The sequence below is a fragment of the Caballeronia temeraria genome (assembly GCF_001544795.2).
Lineage (GTDB): Bacteria > Pseudomonadota > Gammaproteobacteria > Burkholderiales > Burkholderiaceae > Caballeronia > Caballeronia temeraria.
Genome location: NZ_FCOI02000003.1, coordinates 472362 through 494661 on the forward strand (window position 1 = coordinate 472362; position 22300 = coordinate 494661).

At 64.0% G+C, this 22300-nt stretch carries 17 protein-coding genes and 1 pseudogene; 6 read left to right on the top strand and 12 right to left on the bottom strand.

Features of this window, described 5'->3' with window-relative positions:
* Position 1: 1 nt before the first annotated feature.
* The 4 genes from AWB76_RS07055 to AWB76_RS07070 form a co-directional block, all read right to left on the bottom strand.
* On the bottom strand, positions 2–838 hold the full coding sequence (locus AWB76_RS07055; protein ID WP_061159391.1) for an alpha/beta fold hydrolase: 837 nt from the start codon (positions 836–838) through the stop codon (positions 2–4).
* A gap of 272 nt (positions 839–1110) precedes the next feature.
* The gene (locus tag AWB76_RS07060) at positions 1111–1971 is read right to left on the bottom strand and encodes a class I SAM-dependent methyltransferase (protein ID WP_061159392.1); all 861 of its coding nucleotides are present in this window, start codon (positions 1969–1971) and stop codon (positions 1111–1113) included.
* An 83-nt stretch (positions 1972–2054) separates the two neighbouring features.
* Positions 2055–3821, bottom strand: coding sequence for a winged helix-turn-helix domain-containing protein (locus AWB76_RS07065; RefSeq protein WP_061159393.1), 1767 nt, complete (start codon positions 3819–3821; stop codon positions 2055–2057).
* A complete protein-coding gene (locus AWB76_RS07070; RefSeq protein ID WP_063936305.1) occupies positions 3818–5101 on the bottom strand; it encodes an MFS transporter in 1284 nt (427 codons plus the stop codon). The genes AWB76_RS07065 and AWB76_RS07070 overlap by 4 nt, the downstream gene beginning before the upstream one ends.
* A gap of 320 nt (positions 5102–5421) precedes the next feature.
* Here AWB76_RS07070 and AWB76_RS07075 point away from each other — a divergent pair, with 320 nt between their 5' ends.
* Both AWB76_RS07075 and AWB76_RS07080 read left to right on the top strand, forming a co-directional pair.
* Positions 5422–6036, top strand: a complete 615-nt coding sequence (locus tag AWB76_RS07075; protein WP_061159394.1) for a hypothetical protein — start codon at positions 5422–5424, stop codon at positions 6034–6036.
* A gap of 88 nt (positions 6037–6124) precedes the next feature.
* Positions 6125–6493, top strand: coding sequence for a hypothetical protein (locus AWB76_RS07080; protein WP_061159395.1), 369 nt, complete (start codon positions 6125–6127; stop codon positions 6491–6493).
* Between the two features lie 125 nt (positions 6494–6618).
* Here the strand turns inward: AWB76_RS07080 and acnB are convergent, their stop codons facing one another.
* Positions 6619–9204 carry a bifunctional aconitate hydratase 2/2-methylisocitrate dehydratase gene (acnB, locus tag AWB76_RS07085; RefSeq protein ID WP_061159450.1) on the bottom strand — a complete coding sequence of 862 codons (2586 nt, stop codon included), beginning with the start codon at positions 9202–9204 and terminating at the stop codon, positions 6619–6621.
* Positions 9205–9322: 118 nt separating this feature from the next.
* Complete coding sequence (gene bluB, locus AWB76_RS07090; protein WP_061159451.1) at positions 9323–9994, bottom strand: 5,6-dimethylbenzimidazole synthase; 672 nt, start codon at positions 9992–9994, stop codon at positions 9323–9325.
* 139 nt (positions 9995–10133) lie between these two features.
* Between bluB and AWB76_RS07095 the strand changes: the two genes are divergently transcribed.
* The 3 genes and pseudogenes from AWB76_RS07095 to AWB76_RS07105 all read left to right on the top strand — a co-directional run bounded on the left by AWB76_RS07095 (position 10134) and on the right by AWB76_RS07105 (position 11643).
* A complete protein-coding gene (locus tag AWB76_RS07095) occupies positions 10134–10640 on the top strand; it encodes a molybdopterin-dependent oxidoreductase (RefSeq protein WP_061159396.1) in 507 nt (168 codons plus the stop codon).
* Positions 10637–11183, top strand: a pseudogene (locus AWB76_RS07100) (nitrogen fixation protein NifQ). Before AWB76_RS07095 ends, AWB76_RS07100 begins: the two are co-directional and overlap by 4 nt.
* Positions 11184–11241: 58 nt before the next feature.
* Positions 11242–11643 carry a winged helix-turn-helix domain-containing protein gene (locus tag AWB76_RS07105; RefSeq protein WP_061159397.1) on the top strand — a complete coding sequence of 134 codons (402 nt, stop codon included), beginning with the start codon at positions 11242–11244 and terminating at the stop codon, positions 11641–11643.
* Here AWB76_RS07105 and AWB76_RS07110 read toward each other — a convergent pair.
* On the bottom strand, positions 11640–12962 hold the full coding sequence (locus tag AWB76_RS07110; protein ID WP_061159452.1) for a DUF2325 domain-containing protein: 1323 nt from the start codon (positions 12960–12962) through the stop codon (positions 11640–11642). The genes AWB76_RS07105 and AWB76_RS07110 overlap by 4 nt on opposite strands.
* A gap of 221 nt (positions 12963–13183) precedes the next feature.
* Here AWB76_RS07110 and lpdA point away from each other — a divergent pair, with 221 nt between their 5' ends.
* A complete protein-coding gene (lpdA, locus tag AWB76_RS07115) occupies positions 13184–14947 on the top strand; it encodes a dihydrolipoyl dehydrogenase (RefSeq protein ID WP_074171296.1) in 1764 nt (587 codons plus the stop codon).
* On the opposite strand, the gene AWB76_RS07120 is transcribed toward lpdA, so the two are convergent.
* The 5 genes from AWB76_RS07120 to AWB76_RS42645 all read right to left on the bottom strand — a co-directional run.
* Positions 14944–18384 carry a response regulator gene (locus tag AWB76_RS07120; protein WP_061159398.1) on the bottom strand — a complete coding sequence of 1147 codons (3441 nt, stop codon included), beginning with the start codon at positions 18382–18384 and terminating at the stop codon, positions 14944–14946. The genes lpdA and AWB76_RS07120 overlap by 4 nt on opposite strands.
* 95 nt (positions 18385–18479) lie before the next feature.
* The gene (locus tag AWB76_RS42025; protein ID WP_341845281.1) at positions 18480–18791 is read right to left on the bottom strand and encodes a helix-turn-helix domain-containing protein; all 312 of its coding nucleotides are present in this window, start codon (positions 18789–18791) and stop codon (positions 18480–18482) included.
* Between the two features lie 127 nt (positions 18792–18918).
* Positions 18919–20133, bottom strand: a complete 1215-nt coding sequence (locus AWB76_RS07125; RefSeq protein ID WP_074171297.1) for a trypsin-like serine peptidase — start codon at positions 20131–20133, stop codon at positions 18919–18921.
* Between the two features lie 623 nt (positions 20134–20756).
* Positions 20757–21008 (bottom strand): hypothetical protein, encoded by a 252-nt coding sequence (locus AWB76_RS07130; protein WP_061159399.1) that lies wholly within the window; start codon positions 21006–21008, stop codon positions 20757–20759.
* Positions 21009–21297: 289 nt separating this feature from the next.
* A partial coding sequence (locus AWB76_RS42645; protein ID WP_061159400.1) for a hypothetical protein occupies positions 21298–22300 on the bottom strand: 1003 nt, incomplete at its 5' end.

Consider the following 22300-nt stretch of genomic DNA (forward strand, 5'->3'; position numbering starts at 1 on the left):
ATCAGCCCTGCACGAACGCCAGCAGGTCTGCGTTGAGGACGTCGGCGTTCACCGTCAGCATGCCGTGCGAGAAGCCCGGATAGGTCTTCAGCGTGCCGTTCTTCAGCAGCTTGATGGACTTCAGCGCGGCATCGGCGATCGGCACGATCTGGTCGTCTTCGCCGTGCAGAACGAGCGTGGGCACGGAGATCGACTGCAGGTCTTCGGTCTGGTCCGTCTCCGAGAACGCCTTGATGCCTTCGTAATGCGCTTTGGCGCTGCCCATCATGCCCTGACGCCACCAGTTCTGGATCACGCCCTGATGCACGGTCGCGCCCGAGCGGTTGAAGCCATAGAACGGGCCGGCGGGGACATCGACGAAAAATTGCGCGCGGTTATCGGCGAGCGCCTTGCGGAAACCATCGAACACGTCGATGGGCAGACCTTCCGGGTTCGCTTCGGTCTTGAGCATCAGCGGCGGCACCGCGCTGACGAGCACCGCCTTCGCGACGCGCCCCGACGGCTCGCCGTGCTTGGCCACGTAGCGCGCGACTTCCCCGCCACCCGTCGAATGCCCGATATGGACCGCGTTCCGGAGATCGAGCGCCTCGACGACGGCGAAGGCATCGGCGGCGTAGTGGTCCATGTCGTGACCATCCGACACTTGCGACGAGCGCCCGTGCCCGCGCCGGTCATGCGCGACGACCCGATAACCCTTCTGGACGAAAAACAGCATCTGCGCGTCCCAGTCGTCGGCGGAAAGCGGCCAGCCATGATGGAAGACGATGGGTTGCGCGTCCTTCGGTCCCCAATCCTTATAGAAAATCTCGACGTTATCCTTGGTCGTGACGAACGGCATGACTATCCTCTCGCGTTAAGGGTATGGAGCAGGACGCCAGGTTGGGCGCGCGGCCCAGCACTGGCTTCGACGTTTGCGGTGGAACAGAGGGAACGGCAGGCGCTCGAACGCATCAGGCTCGGTTCGAGCGCCGGGCGACGGCGGCGCGCCGCCCGACTAGAACATTACACGGTTGCGGGAATTGCTGCCGGGATAGGGTCGACGCAGCGAATTCCTCCGATGAAACGTCGCGGGCGGTTTCTTGCTCGAAACCGCGCCGATCCGCGTCGTCATCAAGGCTTGGCGAAACGAAGCGTCATGCGATCCGATTCGCCGATCGCGGCAAAGCGGGCGCGGTCCACGTCGCCGCCACGATAAGTCGGCGGCAATGACCATACGCCGTGCGGATAGTCCTTCGTATCCTTCGGATTCGCGTTGATTTCGCTGCGCGCGACCAGCACGAAGCCCGCCGCCTGCGCATGCTCGATGACGTACGACTCGGTCACATAACCCGAGTCGATCATTTGCTGGACCGTCGTTCCCGGCCGCGCGCGGTGTTCCTCGACACCGAGTTCGCCGCCATGTCTGAGCGCGCCGTAGAACGCGCGCAGGTTCGCGTCGAGCTGTCCGTCCTTGATCCAGTTGTGGATGTTTCGAAACGTGAAGACGCGGTCGAATGTCTGATTGGCGTCGACGCCGTAGAACCGGCCCGCGTGCAATGTACCGACGACGACCTTCCCGTAGATCGCGGGCGCATCGGCGAGCTTGCGCCGGTACGCGGCATCGACGTCGCTGTCTTCGGCGGCCAGATCGGCGGATGTGCTCAGATACTGCGCTTCGCTCAACTGCCCCGAAGCGCGCAGGTACGGCGCGAGGATGTCCGTGTACCAACCGCCGCCGGGCGCTATCTCCAGCACGGCCTGCGTCGAATCGAGGCCGAAAAATTCGAGCGTTTCCTTTGGATGGCGATACACATCGCGCGCACGCGCCTTGTCGCTGCGCTGCGATCCGCCGATGGCCGCGTCCAGCGACACAGCCCCCGCCGATGCCTCGCGCGGCTGCATCGAAGGTGACGTGCACGCTGTCATCGTCAGCGCGAGGAACGTGGCGGCGATCGCAATTCGGCCTGCCCGGACAACGAGACTATCGTTCATGAGGTCGATTCAGGGAGCGGAAGATGCGGGCAACGATAACCCGTTTCGCTGTCCTTCGCTGCGTGCGCCTCGGTCACGAACGTTCAGTAACCGATATGCCTTTCGATGTTGCGAAAGCGGCCCATCGACCGGAAACGATGAAACCATGCGTTCGTGCGTAGCTCGCACATGCGCGGCGAGCGCTCCGCGAGCGCCACTTCGAGCCAATGGAACATCTCGTCGGGTCTGCCGAGCCGCGCGTAAATTTCGGCAAGCAGGAATGGCGACGTGTAATGGCTACGCCGTCGCGCCAGGAGATCCTGCAAGTACCATTCGAGCACTTTTTCATACCCTCCCGAATTCCAGATCGTCCGGACCCTTTCGGCACGCGCGAATTCGTTGCATCGCGTGAGCGCGTCGACGGTTGCGTCGATGGCTTCCTCGTAATGGCCCTGAACCTCGAAAGCCGTCGCAAGCAACTGGTAGATCAGCGGCGAGCGCGGCCCATGTCCGGACGTCAGATACTCGCGAATGACGTCATCGTATCGACCCGATTGCACCAGCCCGAAGACACGCGATCCTTCGAAGCCCAGAGGATCGACCTTTTCCGCAAGTTCGAACTGCGCGCGCCCTTCGGCTTCCCTTCCCTGCACGAGCAACAGCCTTGCGTAAAGGCGGCTGGTCTCCGCGTGGCTCGGATTCAGCCGCAAGGCCGCGAGAAACTCGTCTTCGGCGCGGCGCCAGTCCCAGTCGTAGAAGTAATGCACGCCCGCCAGCGCCTGATGCGCCTCGGGAAGAGCGGGATCGAGCTCCAGTGCCCGCATCGCAGCGACGCGCGCCTTGGGAAAGCCCTGCGAAGGCGCGTAGAAGCCGTGCGTCGCCGTGGAACCGAAGATGTTCGACAGGCCCACGTAACCCAGCGCGTAGCCCGGGTCCAGTTCCAGCGCGGTGTCGAAGTAGCTGTGCGCACGCACGAAGTCTTCGTCGTTCAGCGAATGGTGAGCCGCGAAGCCGGCATCGAAATGCACGCGGCGCGTCCAATAGAAGCGGCCGCGCAGATAGGCGTCGTGCGCGGCCGGATCGACGGGCAGGCGGCGCGACAATCGATGTTGCTGCTGTTCGGCCAGCGCCGGCGACACCTCCAGCGCGAGCGCGGCGCCGACTTCCTTCTGAATGTCCAGCGCGCCTTTAGCCATCGGTTCGTGCGCGCAACTCAGCAACTGCACCTGATCGAACGAGCGAATCAATTGCGCCAGAATGCGCACTCTTCCGCCCTCGCGCAGCAGCGATCCTTCCATCACGTAATCGACATCGAGCTCATGCGCGATTTGCGAGATGCTCTTGCCGGCTCGCTGATAACGCGCCGCCGTGGTTCTCGCGATGACCAGGATTCGCTTCGGATCGAGCATGCCGACATTGGCCGACGTTTCATCGGCGAGCGCCGCGCAGAAGCTGTCGAGACTGCGGTCGTCGCTATTGTTTTCGAAGGGCAGCACTAGCACGCGGATCGGCGCGGGAGGACGTGCGTCGACCGGCGCCGCTTCCGTCACCGTGCGAATGCCTTCGAGCCGATACCCCTTGCCTTTGACCGTCACGAGGTAGCGCGGATGATCCGGATCTTCGCCCAGCGCGATGCGGATCTTACGGACCGCCGTGTTGATGCTCGTGTCGGTTTCGCGGAACGCACTCGCGCCCCACAGCCCGCGCGCGATATCCGCGCGCGTCACGAGCTGGCCGCTGCTCGATGCCATCAGGATCAGCAGTTCCATCGGCAGGCGTTCGAGCTTGATCCGTTCGCCGCCGCGACGAAGTTCGTAGCGTCGCGCGTCCAGTTCGATGTCGGCAGCAGCCGCAATCGTCGATATGTTCATGAACGTTCGCTCAATGGCGAAGGCAGGTTTTCGTCGATCGTGCTGGCGGATCGCCGTCGATGTGTCATGCCGAACGACGCTGCGAACGCAAGCACCGCGCACGCTTCGGTGACGAGCGCCGGCGATGCGCGCAAACCGTGTTCGAGGACGTGTGCCGCGAGCGGCGTCAGCCCGAGCGCGACGACGAGCCCGAGATTCATCGCGGTGGCGACGCAACTGAAGCGGACATCGAGCGGAAACGCTTCTGCGATCGCGCAGGCGAACGTGCCGTTGGCGAGCGAGGCAACGACGCCCGCCATCACATAGAGCGCGGCGAGGCTGACGGCATGTCGCGTGACCGCGAAGAAGAACCAGGGCGTGAACAACGCGGACAAGGCTGCTCCTGCCCTGAAGACATAGCGGCGCGGCACCCGGTCGCCGATATGCGACGTCACGAGAATGCACAGCGCAACGACAAGGAAATATTGCATTTGCGCATGCGTGATCTGCTCATGGTCGTAATGAACCGCTTGCAGATAACCCGGCAGATAGGCGATGAACACTCCGCTCGACGCGCCCACCAGAAGGCACACCCCGACGCCCGATAAAAGCTGCACGCCATGACAGCGGAACAGCCCGGTGAGCGATACGTGCTGCCGCGCGCCGATCATCCGTGCGTATTCGTCGGATTCCGCAAGCCGCCTGCGTATCGCGAAACTTAGGAAACCTACTGCACCGCCAATGAGAAAGCCGAGCCGCCAGCCGTACTCGTCCAGTTGAAGCGCGGTCAGCGATCGCTGCAAGGCGAGATTCACGCTCGTCGATAAAAACAGCGCGAGATTCACCGCGGCAAAAACGACGCCGCACAGAAATCCCGGTCTCGTGCGCGCCGTTTCGACTGCATAGACGACGGCGCCGGGAAGTTCGCCTCCCAGGCAAAGTCCCTGAATCAGCCGCAGAAGAACGAGCAGCACGGATGCGGCGATTCCCCAGTCGCGGTAAGACGGCAGCACGCCGATGAGAAACGTGACGCCCGCCGCGATCATCGCGGAGGAGAGAAAGGCGATCCGGCGGCCATAGATATCGCCGATGCGGCCGAACACGAATCCGCCGATGGGCCTCGACAGATAACCGATCGCAAGCACCGCGAACGACAGCATGTCGCCGGACGCGCCGGTCCCGGAGGGAAAGAACGCGGCTCCTATGCTTCGGGCGAAGAAACCGTAGATGACGAAATCGAAGACTTCGAGTGCGCCGCCCGCGCTCGCGACCAGAATCGTCCATCGCTGGCGAGCCGTCATGACGTGGCCTCCTGAACGATGCAGCCGATAAAGCCATCGATGTATTTGACTGCTCCACTAACGACGCGTACTCAACGTACGGCTTAAAGACTAGGGCAGTTTTACACGCGTCGCTAACCGAACCTTCACGATTTCTTCAGGACGTCTCCATTGCTCGCCGGCCGCCGACGTTGCAACATACCAGCGCTTCGACACCGGGCGCGCGCGCTTCGTTCGTTCGGGCACCGGAGCGCTCACGACCACTCGTTCTCCTGATATCTCGTCCCCACATTTCGAGTCGATGGCCCGATCTATCGCGGCAACGGTTTCAATGCGCGGCGATGTTGCGCGCCCGATTCGCCTGCAAGGAGATTAACGTGAACTTCAACCATTCAGGCATTGCATCGGCAACTGCCGTTGCGCTTTTTGCGTTCAGCGGCGCCGCGTACGCCGGCGGCGGCGGCGGCCATTGCTCGAACGAAACGCTCAGAGGACCGTTCGGGTTCATCGGCCACGGGGAGATTCTCGGTCTGATAGGCAGCGACGGAAAGCTGCATCCGTATGCGGCCCCGTCGATCCTCGATGATGTCGCGCTCGTGACATTCGACGGCGTCGGCCATTTCTCGCGAACCGATTTCGGGATGATCGGCGGCCTTCCGAAAGGCGGGCAGGTGACCTTCAACCCGAGCCAGATGGGCGCCTATACGGTGAACGCCGACTGCACAGGCACCATGAAGATCATCTACACCGCGGGCGGCGCCGTGCCGGCGGGCGTCGAGACCGACTTGAACATCGTCGTCGCCGCGGACGGGACGCTGATCGAATCCGTCGTGTACCGGGCTGTCACCGTGGGCGGATCGAGCGCGGACGGCAAGGCGACGTGTCCGCCGGACTGCGAACAAGGCGTGCAGGAAAGTTTCGAGGGAAAAAAGGTGATGGTATTCGGCTTCCGTTGACGCACGTTTCACGAGGCAGTCGCGACTCGGCATGACGCTTGCGTACTCTTCCCCTCCGGAATCGTGTCGTTCGACTGAGGAGCGGACTATGGAAAGCGGAAGCGTCGGTTACACCTACCTCGGCATCCCCGAACGGCTGGCCGGCGTGCTATGGCTGACCGTTCACGATATGCAATCGAGCCTGTCGGGGCGGGAAGGCTGCACCTGGGCGCAATTGACCAGTGCCTCGCTCAGCCGATGCGTGCTGCACTTCGCGTGCTTGCACCGGGAACGCGGTTTGAAAGACCCCAAACCCGAATTGACGTGCTCCGAAGTATTTCACCTGTTCTCCGAACAGTTGATGGCGGATACGACCGCTGCGGAATGGAGCGTCCCGGATCATCTCGTGCCTGTCGTCGCGGGCGCGCTGGCGGCTTGCGGCGAACTCGTCGTCGATCGCATGAACCGGACGTGTTGAGACGTACTGGCGATTCCGGTGCCGCGCAGTCCTCGCCAAACAAAAAAGGCGCCGCAGGCAGAAATGCCTGCGGCGCCTTCGCCTGCCGCTACGACGCGTCCCGCCGTCATAGCCCGGCAACGTGCTTACATCTGCACGGTATCGGCCACTTCCTTGAAGTCTTCGATCTTATCGAAGTTCATGTACTGATAGATCGTGTCGCCGTTGGCGTTCAGCACGCCCATGTCGGCCATGTACTCTTCCTTGCTCGGAATCTTGCCCAGACGCGAGCAGATTGCCGCCAGTTCCGCCGAGCCGAGGTACACGTTCGTATTCTTGCCCAGACGGTTCGGGAAGTTACGTGTCGACGTCGACATGACCGTCGCGCCTTCGCGCACCTGCGCCTGATTGCCCATGCACAGCGAGCAGCCCGGCATTTCGGTACGCGCACCGGCTGTGCCGAACACACCGTAGTGGCCTTCTTCGGTCAACTGCTTCTGATCCATCTTGGTCGGCGGCGCGACCCACAGCTTGACCGGAATGTCGCGCTTGCCTTCCAGCAGCTTCGACGCCGCACGGAAGTGACCGATGTTGGTCATGCACGAACCGATGAACACTTCGTCGATCTTGGCGCCCGCCACGTCCGACAGCGTCTTCACGTCGTCCGGATCGTTCGGGCACGCAACGATCGGCTCGTGGATGTCGGCGAGATCGATCTCAATGACGGCCGCGTACTCGGCGTCCGCGTCCGGTTGCAGCAGTTGCGGGTCGGCGAGCCATGCTTCCATCGCCTTGATGCGGCGCTGCAGGCTGCGCGGGTCCTGATAGCCTTGCGCGATCATCCACTTCAGCAGCGTGATGTTGCTGTTGAGATATTCGATGATCGGTTCCTTGTTCAGGTGCACCGTGCAACCGGCGGCCGAACGCTCGGCGGACGCATCCGACAGTTCGAACGCTTGTTCCACCTTCAGATCGGGCAGGCCTTCGATTTCGAGAATGCGGCCCGAGAAGATGTTCTTCTTGCCCTGCTTCGCGACGGTCAGCGTGCCGGCCTTGATCGCGTACAGCGGAATGGCGTTGACGAGGTCACGCAGCGTGACGCCCGGCTGCATCTTGCCCTTGAAGCGCACGAGCACCGATTCCGGCATGTCGAGCGGCATCGTGCCGGTGGCGGCCGCGAAAGCGACGAGGCCCGAACCCGCCGGGAAGCTGATGCCGATCGGGAACCGCGTGTGCGAGTCGCCGCCGGTGCCGACGGTGTCCGGCAGCAGCATGCGGTTGAGCCACGAGTGGATCACGCCGTCGCCCGGACGCAGCGCGATGCCGCCGCGGTTGCTGATGAAGTTCGGCAGCGTCTGATGCGTCTTCACATCGACCGGCTTCGGATATGCGGCCGTGTGGCAGAACGACTGCATCACGAGGTCAGCCGAGAAGCCGAGGCACGCGAGGTCTTTCAGTTCGTCGCGGGTCATCGGGCCGGTGGTGTCCTGCGAGCCGACCGAGGTCATCTTCGGTTCGCAGTACGTGCCCGGACGCACGCCCTGCCCTTCCGGCAGACCGCACGCGCGGCCGACCATCTTCTGCGCGAGCGAGAAACCCTTGCCGCTGTCGGCGGGTTGCTGCGGCAGGCGGAACAGCGTCGACGGAGCCAGACCCAGCGCTTCGCGCGCCTTGGCAGTCAGGCCACGGCCGATGATCAGCGGAATGCGGCCGCCTGCGCGCACTTCATCGAAGAGCACGTCGGACTTGACCTGGAACTCGGCGATCACTGCGCCGTTCTTCAGGGCACGGCCTTCGTACGGGCGCAGTTCGACGACATCGCCCATTTCCATCTGCGAGACGTCGAGTTCGATCGGCAGCGCGCCGGCGTCTTCCATCGTGTTGTAGAAGATCGGGGCGATCTTGCCGCCGAGGCATACGCCGCCAAAACGCTTGTTCGGGATGAAGGGAATGTCTTCGCCCGTGAACCACAGCACCGAGTTGGTGGCCGATTTGCGCGAGGAGCCGGTGCCGACCACGTCGCCCACATAGGCGACCAGGTGACCCTTTTCCTTCAGCGATTCGATGAACTTGACCGGGCCACGCTTGCCGTCTTCTTCCGGCGTGATGCCGGGACGGGCGTTCTTCAGCATCGCCAGCGCGTGCAGCGGGATGTCCGGGCGCGTGGTGGCGTCCGGAGCCGGCGAGAGGTCGTCGGTATTGGTTTCGCCCGTCACCTTGAACACGGTGATGGTCAGGCTTTGCGGCACTTCCGGACGGCTCGTGAACCATTCGGCGTCGGCCCAGCTTTGCAGCACGGCGCGCGCGTTGGCGTTGCCCTGATCGGCCAGTTCCTTGACGTCGTGGAACTGGTCGAACATCAGGAGGGTTTTCTTGAGCGCTTCAGCGGCCACGGCGCCCACTTCGGCGTCCGGCAGCAGTTCGATCAGCGGGGCGATGTTGTAGCCGCCCAGCATCGTGCCGAGCAGCTCGGTGGCGCGTGCGCGCGAGATCAGCGCGCAGGTGGTCTGGCCCTTGGCTACAGCGGCCAGGAAACCGGCCTTCACGCGGGCGGCTTCATCGACGCCGGCGGGCACGCGGTTGGTGATCAGGTCGAGCAGGGTCTGCTCTTCGCCAGCCGGCGGATTCGTCAGCAGTTCGACCAGTTCGGCGGTCTGCTGGGCAGTCAGGGGCAGAGGGGGAATGCCGAGCGCGGCGCGTGCGGCTACGTGAGCGCGGAAGTTTTCGAGCATGGGGGGACCGTTCGTATTGCGTTTCAGGGAAGGCTTTTCGAGCATGCCAAGGGCTGCCGGCCACTGCTTCGAACGGCATTTTAATAGTGGGCCCACGTCCCGTCAAATATCTTATGTCTTATGTCTTATACAAGACTTGATCTGGCGATGACGGTAACCACGTGTTTTCAAAGACACATTCTTCTACGGAACGGCGCGCGGCCCAGCGTTCGGTTTCGAGCATCGGGGCGTCGTAGAAGCGTTCCACATGGCCGACGCACAGAATCGCGACGGGCCGTGCGCCAGCGGGCATTTTCAGAAGCGCGGCGACCTCCAGGGGATCGAACAGGGAAACCCAGCCCATTCCGAGCCCTTCCGCCCGCGCGGCGAGCCACATGTTCTGGATCGCGCAGGCCACGGAGGCGAGATCCATCTCGGGAAGCGTGCGTCGTCCGAAGACGTGGCGCTCGCGGCCGTCCATCAAGGCCATCACCAGCACTTCAGCGCACTCGCCCAAGCCCTCGACCTTGAGCCGCATGAAGGAATCGCGCCGCTCGCCGAGCGCATCGGCGGTCAGCAGGCGCTCGCGCTCGACCGCGTCGCGCAATTGCGTGCGAAGTTGCGCGCACGTGATGCGCAGAATCCGCCACGGCTGCATGAATCCGACGCTCGGCGCGTGCAGCGCGGCATCGATGAGGCGCCGCATCACGTCCGGCGCGACCGGATCGCTCAGAAAATGGCGCATGTCGCGACGTTCATGAATGGCGCGGTAGACGGCTTCGCGATCCGCGTCGCTAAAGGGCTTTTCCATATGTATCGCCAGAATGTCGATTTTCGAGACTGACGATGATATCGGCACCGGCTGCATGTTCATCATGCGCGAATGGCGATGTCGTCGGCCGGTCGTCGTAATATAGTGACGGATATAACGCGACGCGGACGTTCAAACCATGCAACTCAGCCGTGAAACCTTGTCGTCATCGAGCGAGGCCGTTTGCAGCAGCCCGTCCGTCGAGATCGGCGGCGCGGTGCAGCGGCCGCTCACGCTCGATCTCGCCGCGCTGCGCGAATTCGACCGCGCGAGCATCGAACCTTTCGACCTGGTGTGTTTTTCGACGGGCCGCTATATTCGTCCGATGGGAAGCTATCGCGGCGTGCAGTTGCGCGTGCTGCTCGACGCCGCCGGCGTGCGACGCCCGGACAACACGGATTTCAAGCGCACCGTGTTCCTCGCGCATGCTCACGATGGCTACGCCGTCACGTTCTCCTGGCACGAGCTGTTCAATACGCCGATCGGCGCGCAGGTGATCATCGCGTATGAATGCGAGGACCGCGAACTCGGCATCGAGGATGGCTTGCCGGTGCTCGTTTCCGGCGCGGACACGGTGCGCGCCCCGCGTCACATGAAGCGCCTCGTGCGCGTCGATGCGCACGTGCTGGGTGCGTCGCATCGATGAACGCGCCGGCGCGTGCGCTGCTCGCGTACGCCACGCATCCCGATTCGCCCGATACCGTGCTGTTCGCGCGGCTCATCGGCGCGCGCCTCGAATCGGACGATCTGCTTCTGCTCGGGCTCGACGCCCGCGAACTCCCGGCGCTCATCGGCCGGCATTTTCCCGGCGCGGCAATCGGCCATGCGCGGGTTGCAACGCTCGCCACGCCACATTGGGAGTTCGTGCGCGATCTGCGCGGCCTGCTGATGTGGCACGACCGCACGGCGGCGCGGCATCGGCAAGACGCGCTGTGTCTCGCGACGATCATCGCTGCCGCATCGCTGCGCCCCGATCACCTGTGGCGCGACCTGGGCCTGAGCGGCCGCGACGACGTCACCGGCATGCTCGCGCGCCACTATCCCGATCTCATCGCTCGCAACGTCACGAACATGCGCTGGAAGAAGTTTCTCGCGCAGGAAGTCGCGCGCGCGCGGCGTCGAGCCGATCTGCGCGCCGGGCTGCCCGGGATGCGAGGATTTCGCTTTCTGCTATCCGGACAACCGATAACGCCCGCCAGCCCGTTCGTGGCACGCCCGTCCGATTTCCTTCGTGTATCCTCTCGGGCATGGCGACGACCCTGAAAACACCGGAAAACTCAGCGGAGACGGACGCGGCGGATCAGCCGGCCGAAGTGCGCTTTCGCATGCGCATCATGAAGGGCGAGACCATCGCCATCGGTCCGGGCAAGGTTTCGCTGCTCGAGGCGGTGCGCAAGCACGGCTCGATATCGGCGGCGGCGCGCAGTCTCGACATGTCGTACCGGCGCGCGTGGCTGCTCATCGACGAGATCAATCGTTCGCTCAAATCGCCCGCGACGATCTCCGAGCAAGGCGGCCAAAGCGGCGGCGGCTGCGTGCTGACGCCGGTCGGCGAGAGCATTGTGAAGCTGTATCGCGATGTCGAGGCGCAGGCGCAAAACGCATGCGCCGATCAGATCGAATCGCTCACGCAGCTGCTCAAGCCCTAACCGTGACGCAGGCAGAACGCCGAGGGCGGCGGCGCGCTCGCGTGTGTGTTCTGCGCGCTCGCGGTGCGCCGCCCGACGAACTCCACGAAACTCGCGACGCTCGCCGTGCGCAGCGGCGAATACTCGACGCCATGCCGCTCGCAGACGCGCTTGAGCATGCTCATCGAATCGTGATCGATGCAGTCGACGGGAAACAGCACGACATCCGCGTTCGGCAACGCCGCCGCGAGCAGTCCCTTGCGATCCTCGATGCCGCCGTCGTGCACGATCAGCTCGCCCCCCGCGCGCTCCACCAGCGACTTCAGCACCGCATTCGAATTCGGCCTTCCGCCGACGTAGACGATGCGCTTGCCGCTCAGCCATTCGACGGCGCGCCGCCGCGCATCGGGCCGCGCATTGAGCCGATCATCAGCGTCGAGTGTCGCGCGTTCCAGCGCCGCGCATTCCGCCTGCACGACTTTTAAGAGCGCTTGCGTTTCGCCCAGCTTGTTGCGCAACGCGCGCGTTTCGTCTTCTTCCTGCATCGCGCGCTGTTCGGCGGCCTCGCGGCGGCTCGTGTGCAGCGCGAGACGCCGTTCGCCATCCTCGACTTTTTCGCGCAGGCGCTCGACTTCGGCCTCGAGCTGCGCGGCGGGCACATCGGCCTTGCGCCGCCCGATCGCGGCGAGTTGCAGCGCGTGCTCGTTCGACTGCCTGACGGATGCATTGCGTTCGGCGCTCAGTTCGAGCAGACGCGCCTGCTGGCGATCAATCTTGTCCTTGAGCCCCTGATTCTCGGCTTCGAGCGCGACGAGCCGCCTGATATCCGCGCGATTCGCCGCGCCGACCAGATGCGACAGCATGTGCAGTTCGCCGAACGCCGACTGGCGCACCTCGATCGTCGAGTGCGGATGCGACATCACCGCCCAGTACGCGGGCGGAATATCGCCGGATTTCAGCGCGTCGTTCCAGAGGTCGAGCAGCGTCTGCGGATCGCGTGCCGCGTCGAAACGGCGGATCGCGCCAGCGTAGCGCTCGTCGAGCGCCTTGTTCAGCGCCTTCGCGCCCGCGCCTCCCGCGATCGCGAGTTCGACGGCCGCGTGATGAATCTCGAGATCGCTTGCGTGATAGCGGTCGAGGTCGGTGAATTTCGGCACGAGCTTGCGCAGCTCGCCCGTCGAAAGACAAGTGCCGATCACCGAGCAATGCAGATGCGAATCCAGTTCGGCGAGCCGCGCACGGCGGCGCGACGCGCGCAGACCGGTTTCGGCCGGCTGACAGCAGGCATCGCGTGCGCCAGGCGCACTCGTGCGGGCGAGTTGAAACGGAGGGGTCTGCATGATCACCTCGTGCTTTCGTGTCTCGCAATATACCATCGAATATAACGACCGCCAAAAGACCGTTCGACGCGCGAATCGCGGGCCGCATCCTGCGCGCGCGGTGCCCACAGAGCGTATCCTTGTGTCCTCCGGCGCATCGGGCCGGCCTGAGAAGGCCGCGTCCACAAGGCGCGCCGCCGGACGTTTCCCATCGCGATGCATCGATCACAAGGAGAATCTGAATGGCCAGGGTTGAAGTCAAGGTTCCGCAGCTTTCCGAATCCGTCACCGAAGCGACGATGTTGCCGTGGAAGAAAAATGCGGGCGACGCCGTGGCGCAGGACGAAATTCTCATCGAACTGGAAACGGACAAGGTCGTGCTCGAAGTGCCCGCGCCATCGGCCGGTGCGATCGTGGAACTGCTGAAGAGGGCCGGCGACATCGTCCACGCGGACGAAGTGATCGCGGTCATCGATACGGAAGCGAAGGCATCGGCCTCGGCGCCTGCTCCTGCGCCTGCGCCTGCATCGGAAAAACCAGCTTCCGCGCCCTCGCCCGCGCCCGCGCCCGCCGCTCAGACTTCCGGCGCGAAAGCCGATTTCGATGTCATCGTCATCGGCGCCGGGCCTGGCGGCTATATCGCCGCGATCCGCGCCGCGCAGCTCGGCCGCAAGGTCGCGTGCGTCGAGGAATGGATCAACCCGGCCGGGAAGCCGAAACTCGGCGGGACGTGCCTGAACGTCGGCTGCATTCCGTCGAAGGCGCTGCTGGCGTCATCGGAGCAATTCGAGAAGGCGCAACTGCATTTCGACGAGCTCGGCATCAAGATGGACAACCTGTCCGTCGATGTCGAGAAAATGGTCGGCCGCAAGGAAGCGATCGTCGAGAAGATCACGGGCGGCGTCGAATTCCTGTTCCGCAAGAACAAGATCACCTGGCTCAAGGGGCACGGCAAGCTCGCGGGCAAGGACGGCGGCAACTTCAAGATCGACGTCGGCGGTGAAACGCATACCGCGCAGCACGTGATCATCGCCACGGGCTCGAAGGCGCGGCATCTGCCGAACGTGCCGGTGGACAACAAGATCGTCTCCGACAACGAAGGCGCGCTCGCCTTCACGTCCGTGCCGAAGAAGCTTGCGGTGATCGGCGCGGGCGTGATCGGGCTGGAGCTCGGCTCCGTGTGGCGCAGGCTCGGCGCGGAAGTGACGATCCTCGAAGCGCTGCCCGAATTCCTCGGCACGACCGATGCCGCGCTGCAAAAGGAAGCCGCGAAGCTCTTCAAGAAGCAAGGACTGACGATCCATCTCGGCGTGAAAATCGACGGCGTGACGACGACGGATTCGAGCGTCTCTCTCTCCTACAAGGACAAGGACGGCAACGCGCAGACGCTGGATGCGGACCGGCTGATCGTGTCGATCGGCCGCGTGCCGAACACGGACGATCTCGGTCTCGATTCCATCGGTCTGTCAGCCGATGAACGCGGCTTCATTCCCGTCGACGGCCATTGCGCGACGAAAGTGCCGAACGTCTACGCGATCGGCGACGTCGTGCGCGGCCCGATGCTCGCCCACAAGGCGGAAGACGAAGGCGTGCTGGTGGCGGAGATCATCGACGGGCAGAAGCCGCACATCGACTACAACTGCATTCCGTGGGTGATCTATACGCATCCGGAAATTGCGTGGGTCGGGCAGACGGAGCAGGCGCTGAAGGCCGAAGGCCGGGAGATCAAGGCCGGCCAGTTCCCGATGCTCGCGAACGGCCGCGCGATGGGCATCGGCGAGACGGACGGCTTCATCAAGATCATCGCCGATGCAAAAACCGACGAGATTCTCGGCGTGCACATCATTTCGGCGAACGCGTCGGATCTGATCGCCGAAGCCGTGGTCGCGATGGAGTTCAAGGCGGCGAGCGAGGATATCGGACGGATTTGCCATCCGCATCCGTCGCTGTCGGAAGTGATGCGCGAGGCGGCGCTTGCGGTCGACAAGCGCGCGCTCAATATTTAGACGCGCCGCGGCATCCACACGCGCAAGAGCGAGTAAAGCCGGTCGATGTCGATCGGCTTTGCCAGATAATCGCTCGCGCCCGCCGCGAGGCATTGCTCCTGATCGTCCTTCATCGCCTTCGCCGTGATCGCGATGATCGGCAGCTTCCTGAAGCGCGCGTCCTCGCGCAGGCGCCGCGTCGCTTCGAGCCCGTCCATGCCGGGCATCATGACGTCCATCAGCACGACGTCGATACCCGGATTCCTGTCGAGCGTCTCGATCGCCTCGAAACCGTTGCGGCCGATATCCACCTTCAGCCCCTGATGCTCCAGCGCGCTCGATAGCGAGAAAATGTTGCGGATGTCGTCATCGACGAGCAGCACGCGGCGGCCATCCAGCACGCGGTCGCGCGAGCGCGAGACGTGCAGCATCGCTTGCCGGTCGGCGGACAGATCCGTCTCGACCTTGTGCAGGAAGAGCGTGACTTCATCGAGCAGACGCTCCGGCGAGCGCGCGCCCTTGATGATGATCGACTGCGAATAGCGCATCAGTTCCGCTTCCTCGTCGTGCGTGAGATTGCGCCCCGTGTACACGATCACCGGCGGGAACGAGTACGCATCGATCGCGGCCATCTGGCGCAGCAGGTCGCCGCCCTGCATGTCGGGCAGCTTCAGGTCGATGATCATGCAGTCGAAAATCGTCGTCTTCAGCAGTTCGAGCGCGTCGCGGCCGAACTCGACCGGCGTGATTTCGACGTCCGCATCGCTGATCAGCTCGACGATGCTCTGACGCTGCCGCGCATCGTCCTCGACGAGCAGCACGCGCTTGATCTTCTGACTGCTCTTCTCTTCGAGCCGCTGGAAGATCGCCGTCAGTTGCTCGCGCGTCGTCGGCTTCACCGCGTAGCCGATCGCGCCGAGATGCAGCGCGGCGTCGCTTCGGTCCGACGCCGACACGACATGCACCGGAACGTGCCGCGTCTTCGGATTCGCCTTCAACTCCTGAAGCAGCACGAGCCCGGAGCGGTCCGGCAAGCCGATATCGAGCAGGATCGCGTTCGGCGCGCGCTCCTGCGCGAGCCTGAGCGCATCGCCCGCCGTGCCGCTCACGATGCAGCGATAACCCAGCTCGTGCGCGAGATCGAGCAGCACTTGCGCGAAGTCCGGCTCGTCTTCGACCACGAGCACGAGACGCTTGCCCTGCGTGGCATCGGCGCGGTCGTCGTCGATGACGTGGACCACTTCGACCGGCTTCTCTTCTTCGATGACCACCGGCGCGGGCGCTTCTGCAACGGCGGTCGGCAACGCGTCCACCGCGCCGTAGACGAGCGGCATCGTCAGCGTGAACGTGCTCCCGGTGCCCTGCGCGCTGCGCACCGCGATATCGCCGCCGAGCAGATGCGCGAGGCTGCGCGAAATCGACAGCCCGAGTCCCGTGCCGCCGTAATGACGGCTCGTGGTGCCATCGGCTTGCTGGAACGCTTCGAAGATCGCTTCGAGCTGATCCGGCGCAATGCCGATGCCCGTATCGGTCACGACGAACTGCACCGCGCCGTCGCCCGCGCGTTTGAGTGCGAGCGATACCGCGCCCGCATCCGTGAACTTAACCGCATTCGACAGCAGGTTCTTCAAAATCTGTTCGAGACGGCGGAAGTCGGTCGTGAGCGTCGGATAGCCGTCGATTTCGTTGCGCAGTTCCAGCCGGAGCTTCTTCTGCCGCGCGAGCGGATCGAACGTGCGCGAAAGCGAATCCATGATGCGCTGCAAGGGCACATCCTCGATATGCAGATCGAGCTTGCCCGCCTCGACCTTCGAGAGATCGAGAATGTCGTTGATGAGATTGAGCAGATCATTGCCCGCCGAGTAGATCGTTTGCGCGTACTTGACCTGATCGTGCGTCAGATTGCCGGTCTTGTTTTCCGACAGCAGCTTCGCGAGGATCAGCGCGCTGTTGAGCGGCGTGCGCAACTCGTGCGACATGTTCGCGAGAAACTCCGACTTGTAGCGGCTCGCGCGCTGCAGCGCTTCGGCGCGCGTTTCGAGCTCGCCCTGCGCGGCGTTGAGCGCGACGTTGCGTTCATCGAGCACGCGCGCCTGTTCCGCGAGCTGTTCGTTCGTCTGTTCGAGTTCCGCCTTCTGGTTCGCAAGATAAGCCTGCGCGTGCGAAAGCGCCGTGGTCTGCTGCTCCAGCTCCTCGTTGGTCGTGCGCAGCTCTTCCTGCTGCATTTGCAGTTCTTCGTTCAATTGCTGCGTTTCTTCGAGCACGCTCTGCAGGCGCTCGCGATACTGCGCCGCCTCGACGAAATCGCCGATATTGCCCGCGATCGTCTGCAGAAACTCCTGGTCGCGTTCGGTCAGCGTATGCATCGCGCCCAGTTCGATCGCGCCGTTCGCCTGGCCTTCGTTCTCGATCGGCACGATCGCGAGGCTCGCGGGCGCGCTCGCGCCGAGCGCCGATGTCACCTTCCAGTAGCCCGCGGGCACGTCGTTCATGCTCGTCAGCTTGCGCGCGTGGACCGCCTGTCCGACGAGGCTCTTCACGCCCGCGAGCGATTCGGGAACCGGCGCGCTGTCCGGATCGAAGCCGAAGCTCGCGGTGCGCTTCAGCGCGCCATTGCTCTCGCGCACGTAGAACGCGCCCATCGATACTTTCAGATAGTCCGCGAGGAAATCGAGGATCGTCTGGCAAAGCTGATCGAGCGATTGCTGGCCGATCACCTTCTGCGCAAGCTGCGTCTGCCCTTCGCGCAGCCACGCCTGCTCCTGCAACGCGCGCGTCTGCCGCTCCTGCTCGCCGATCGCGGCGCTGAACGCATTGGAAAGCTGCATCAGTTCGCGTCGGCCGAAGATCGCGAGAATCACCGAGAGCAGCAAGCTCAAAATCAGAAAGACGGCGACGGTGATGCTCGTCAGCTGCTTCGCGGACTCCACGCGCTGCAGACGCAAAGTTTGCTCGATGTTGAGAAACGCCGACAGCTCGCGCTCGGTCTCCGCGCGTTCGGCCGAGCCGCGCCCGACGCGCACGAGCGCCGCCGAATCCTGCGCGTGACGGCGGGCATCGATCAGGCTGTCGGCGACTTTGTCCCATTGCGCCTGCAGCGCGCGAATGCGGATCAGGCGGTCCACTTGCGGCGCGTTGTCGGAGACGAGATCGGCGAGCGTGTCGAAATCGGCGCCGAGCTTGGGCTTCGCGGTTTCATACGGCGCGAGAAAAGATTCGTCGCCAGTGATCAGATAGCCGCGAATCGCGCTTTCCTTCTCGCTGACAAGCCGGCCGAGTTCCTGCGCGTTGCCGATCACGCGCTCCGAATGCTCGACCCAGTTGATGCCCGAAAGCAGATACAGCACGAGCGCGACGAACGCGATGGCCGTGACGAGGCCCGTTCCGAGCGGCAGCGCGATGTTGCGAAAGAGAATGCGACGAAAGCTGGCCTCGTCGACACCGGACCGCAATGGCATAAACAGCTCCGATATGGCGTGATGCCGCCCGCCGCGCCGATGTCTCGAAGCAGCCCGGGTGACGGCGGCAATCCCGAAAGTTGTAGTTCTTTGTGTCAGCCGCTGCGCATCATACCCGGTTCGACTCCGCCTTGCGGCGGGCTTCCGAACGAGCTCTGAACGGTAGCACCGTATGCCTTTCGGCACGTTCGTTCGGGCCCTTTCAGCGCGCTGGACGGTCGTCTTCGCGTTGCCGAATGCTCGACAGAAAGAGATGGATGAGTCAGGAGCTTGGTGCCGAAGTAATACGTGATGAGCGCCTGCGTCACGCCGCACGACGCGACCACTTCCTTGAACGACGCGCCCGCATAACCGCGCTGCGAGAAATCGACCTCGGCTGCATCGAGGATGTTCTCATGTTGATTGATGTTGCCCGTCGGGCGGCCGACGAAGTGAAAACCCGTTCAGTTCGCATTTTTCGGGCGTCTCCCGCACGCTCCGGGGAATTCATGACGGCGCCCCGCCGTTCGACGCGGCGGGCCGCCGAAGCCGATGCTAGTTGCAATATCCCTGCGACGCGTAAGTGCCGCCGCCCGGCGCGGCGGTCGTGCACAGCGTGTTCAGCAGCGACGCGATATTGCCCGATCCGTAGTTGCCGTAAGTCGCGTTCGGATACTGCGTGTTCTGGCGGAACTGCGACGCATAGTTGTCCTTGGGCGCGTTCGGATCGGCCGATCCCCACGACGTCACGCCGACGATCGCGAGATTCGGCGAATTGCCGACGACCGCACCGCCCGCCAGCACGGCATCGCGCGCGCGGAAGTTCACGATCCACGGTCCGCCGCTTGCGCCGCCCGTGAGATTGCTGCCCTGCCAGAGCTGCGAAGCGCCGCTGACGGTCGTCGTATAGGTCGGGCCATCGGTGCGCTGCATGATCGCGCCGCTATCGAGCAGTGCGGGATAACCGAAGGTCGTGACGGCCGCCGTCTGAAGATTGCCCGTCTTCGGCGACGATATGAAGGAATAGTTGTTCCAGCCATAGTTCAGATAGCCGGTAAGGTCGCCGATGAACTGGTTCGACGCGTTCTTCGCTATCGCGAGCACCGCGATGTCGTTGTTGCGCGCCGCGCCCGATCCGGTATCGGTGCCGTTCGCCCACGTCGATGGCCGCACGAGCGCGGCCCACGTCCACGTGCCATAAGGCGCGATCTGCGCGGCAGTGGCGCCGGACGCGCCGTAATGACCGGGGCGGAACTGCCAGCCCGAGTAGAGCGAATTGCCGCTGCCGAAGCTCTGGATGCAGTGCGCCGCCGTGACGATCACGCTTCTGCGGATCAGGCTCGCGGTGCAGTAGCCGGCCGAAAACGTGAGCTTGCCGATCGCCCGGTACGGATACGTCGTACTGAGATAGTTCGCGCTCGTCGTGCCCAATGCGCTCTGATTGCCGTCCTGCACGCGGCCGGCCGTATAGGGAATGCCGAAGTCGCCGTACGCTCTCGTCTGCGCATTGCTCACGATGCCGCTCTGCGTCTTCATGCCCGGCGTATAAGGCGTGGGGTTCGTATCGGGAACGATCGTCGATGTATCCGGCGGCGTCAGCACATTGACGACCGGCTTCAGATTCGACAGATCCGCCGGCGCGCTGCGCGAGTCGGCGGGATTCGTGTTCACAATGGCTTCATCCTGCGCAATCGCAACGCCTGCGCTCACCATCGACAGAGCGGCAGCCGCCGTCGCCTTCACGCACGCGACTCGTTTCGATCTTTTCATGACACCCTCCGGTTGATAGATACGATGTGCCGGACGACACATCGATCTTCCGTTATTTGGTATTCGTAAGTCTTATGAACAACACTGCGCAGAATGATCGACATCGCGTTCGTGATCTGATTCATCCGATGCTTGGAAACGGCTCCGGCACGCGCTTAACTTCGACGAATCCGAACGCGCGCCCGCGCAATAAATCAGGAAAGCGAACAATGACTAACTCTAGTTCAAATTTTGGCCAATCTCGATGCGAGTGTTTGTTCAGCGGATAGAGACGCGCATTCCGCCGATGAGACCGATGTGAGGTGCACGACACACAGCGCGCTTGACCTCGCGCCATCCATACAGATAGATTACATTCACGCTATAAGAAGCTTTCGCCGCATCAGGATGCCGAGCGCGATCCACGCGTGCTTCCGGACCAGGTTGCTTCTTCTATCGTCAATGCGTGCGGCCGAGCCGGCCGCCGTTCCCGCCCATGAATCCGGCGCCCGGAACCGGAACGAGCGTGCGCATTTCAGGCGCGCCGATAGTCCGCAAACGTTCTCTGCGTGCTCCCGCACGGCGTTGAATGGCGACGCCCTCGCGTCCGGTTAAGTACCGCACAGAACGCCCCGTACAGCCTGTCATTCTTGCCCCACATCGCGCTGGACTCTCCATCCGGCGCGTGGCGAAGAAACACTACAAGGGGCACACATGAGTAATCCTAAAAAATTCAAATTGAATACCGCGATCAAGTTAAGCGTGGTCGTGATCGCGGCGGCCATGTCGAACTTTGCATCTGCGCAGACGACGGGGAATCCTTGCGGCGCCCAGACTTCCGAGGGGTGTGCGCCGATCGTAATGAAAGTTGCGGCAATGGATTCGTCGACGAGCATGTCGCCGTCGACGGAGCCGACGGTCGAAACGCTGTCGGCGGTCGTGCCCTTGCTCGAGGGTGGTCGCGGTGGAGAGGGATCGCCTGGAGCGGGCGTGAGCGGCGGCACGTCGAGCGGATCGGGAACGGGAACGGGCGCAGGCGCAAGCAGCGGTCAAGGCTCGTCCAGCAGCGGTCCGGGCGCGACGGCGGGCGCAGGCGGCGGTGCGACGGGCGGCGGTGCCACGGGCGGCGGAAACAATGGCAGCGGATCGCCGGGCACAGGAAACGGCAGCCAGGGTGCCGGGAATTCAGGCGGCGATTCCGGCGGAGATTCGGGCGGAGATTCGGGCGGCGACGACGGCGGCGGTCATGGTCATCACGGACATGGCCATGGGCATGGTCACGGCGATGGCGACGGTGACGGCGATGGAGACGGGCATGGTCACGGCCACGGACATGGGCACGGTCATGGCGATGGTGACGGCGATGGACATGGCCACGGTGACGGCGACGGACATGGCCACGGCGATGGCGATGGGCATGGCGATGGACACGGTCACGGCGATGGCGACGGGCATGGCGATGGGCACGGTCACGGCGATGGCGACGGACATGGTCACGGTGACGGCGATGGGCATGGCGTAGGCCACGGCGACGGGCATGGCGATGGCCACGGCGACGGGCATGGCGATGGCCACAGCGATGGCGACGGCCACGGCGATGGCCACGGTATGGGTCACGGCGACGGGCATGGTCACGGCGATGGCGACGGCCACGGCGATGGACACGGCATGGGTCACGGCGATGGTCATGGCGACGGGCATGGTCACGGCGATGGCGACGGTCACGGCGATGGGCACGGCATGGGTCACGGCGATGGCCACGGCGATGGTCATGGCGATGGTGGCCATGGCGGTGTTGGTCACGGCGATGGTGGCCACGGGGACGGTGGCCACGGCGGCGGTTCGTCTAGCGGTCATGGCGGCAATGGCGGCGGTCACGGCGGTGGTGGCAACGGCGGCGGCAACGGCAACGGCGGCGGCGGCGGCAACGGCAACGGCGGCGGCGGCGGCAACGGTGGTGGCGGCAACGGCGGCGGCGGTCACGGCGGCGGCGGCAACGGTGGTGGTGGCAACGGCGGCGGCGGCAATGGCGGCGGTGGCCACGGTGGTGGTGGCAACGGTGGTGGTGGCAACGGTGGCGGCGGCAACGGTGGCGGCGGCAACGGTGGCGGCGGCAACGGCGGTGGTGGCAACGGCGGCGGCAATGGCGGCGGTGGCCACGGCGGCGGCGGCAACGGCGGTGGTGGCA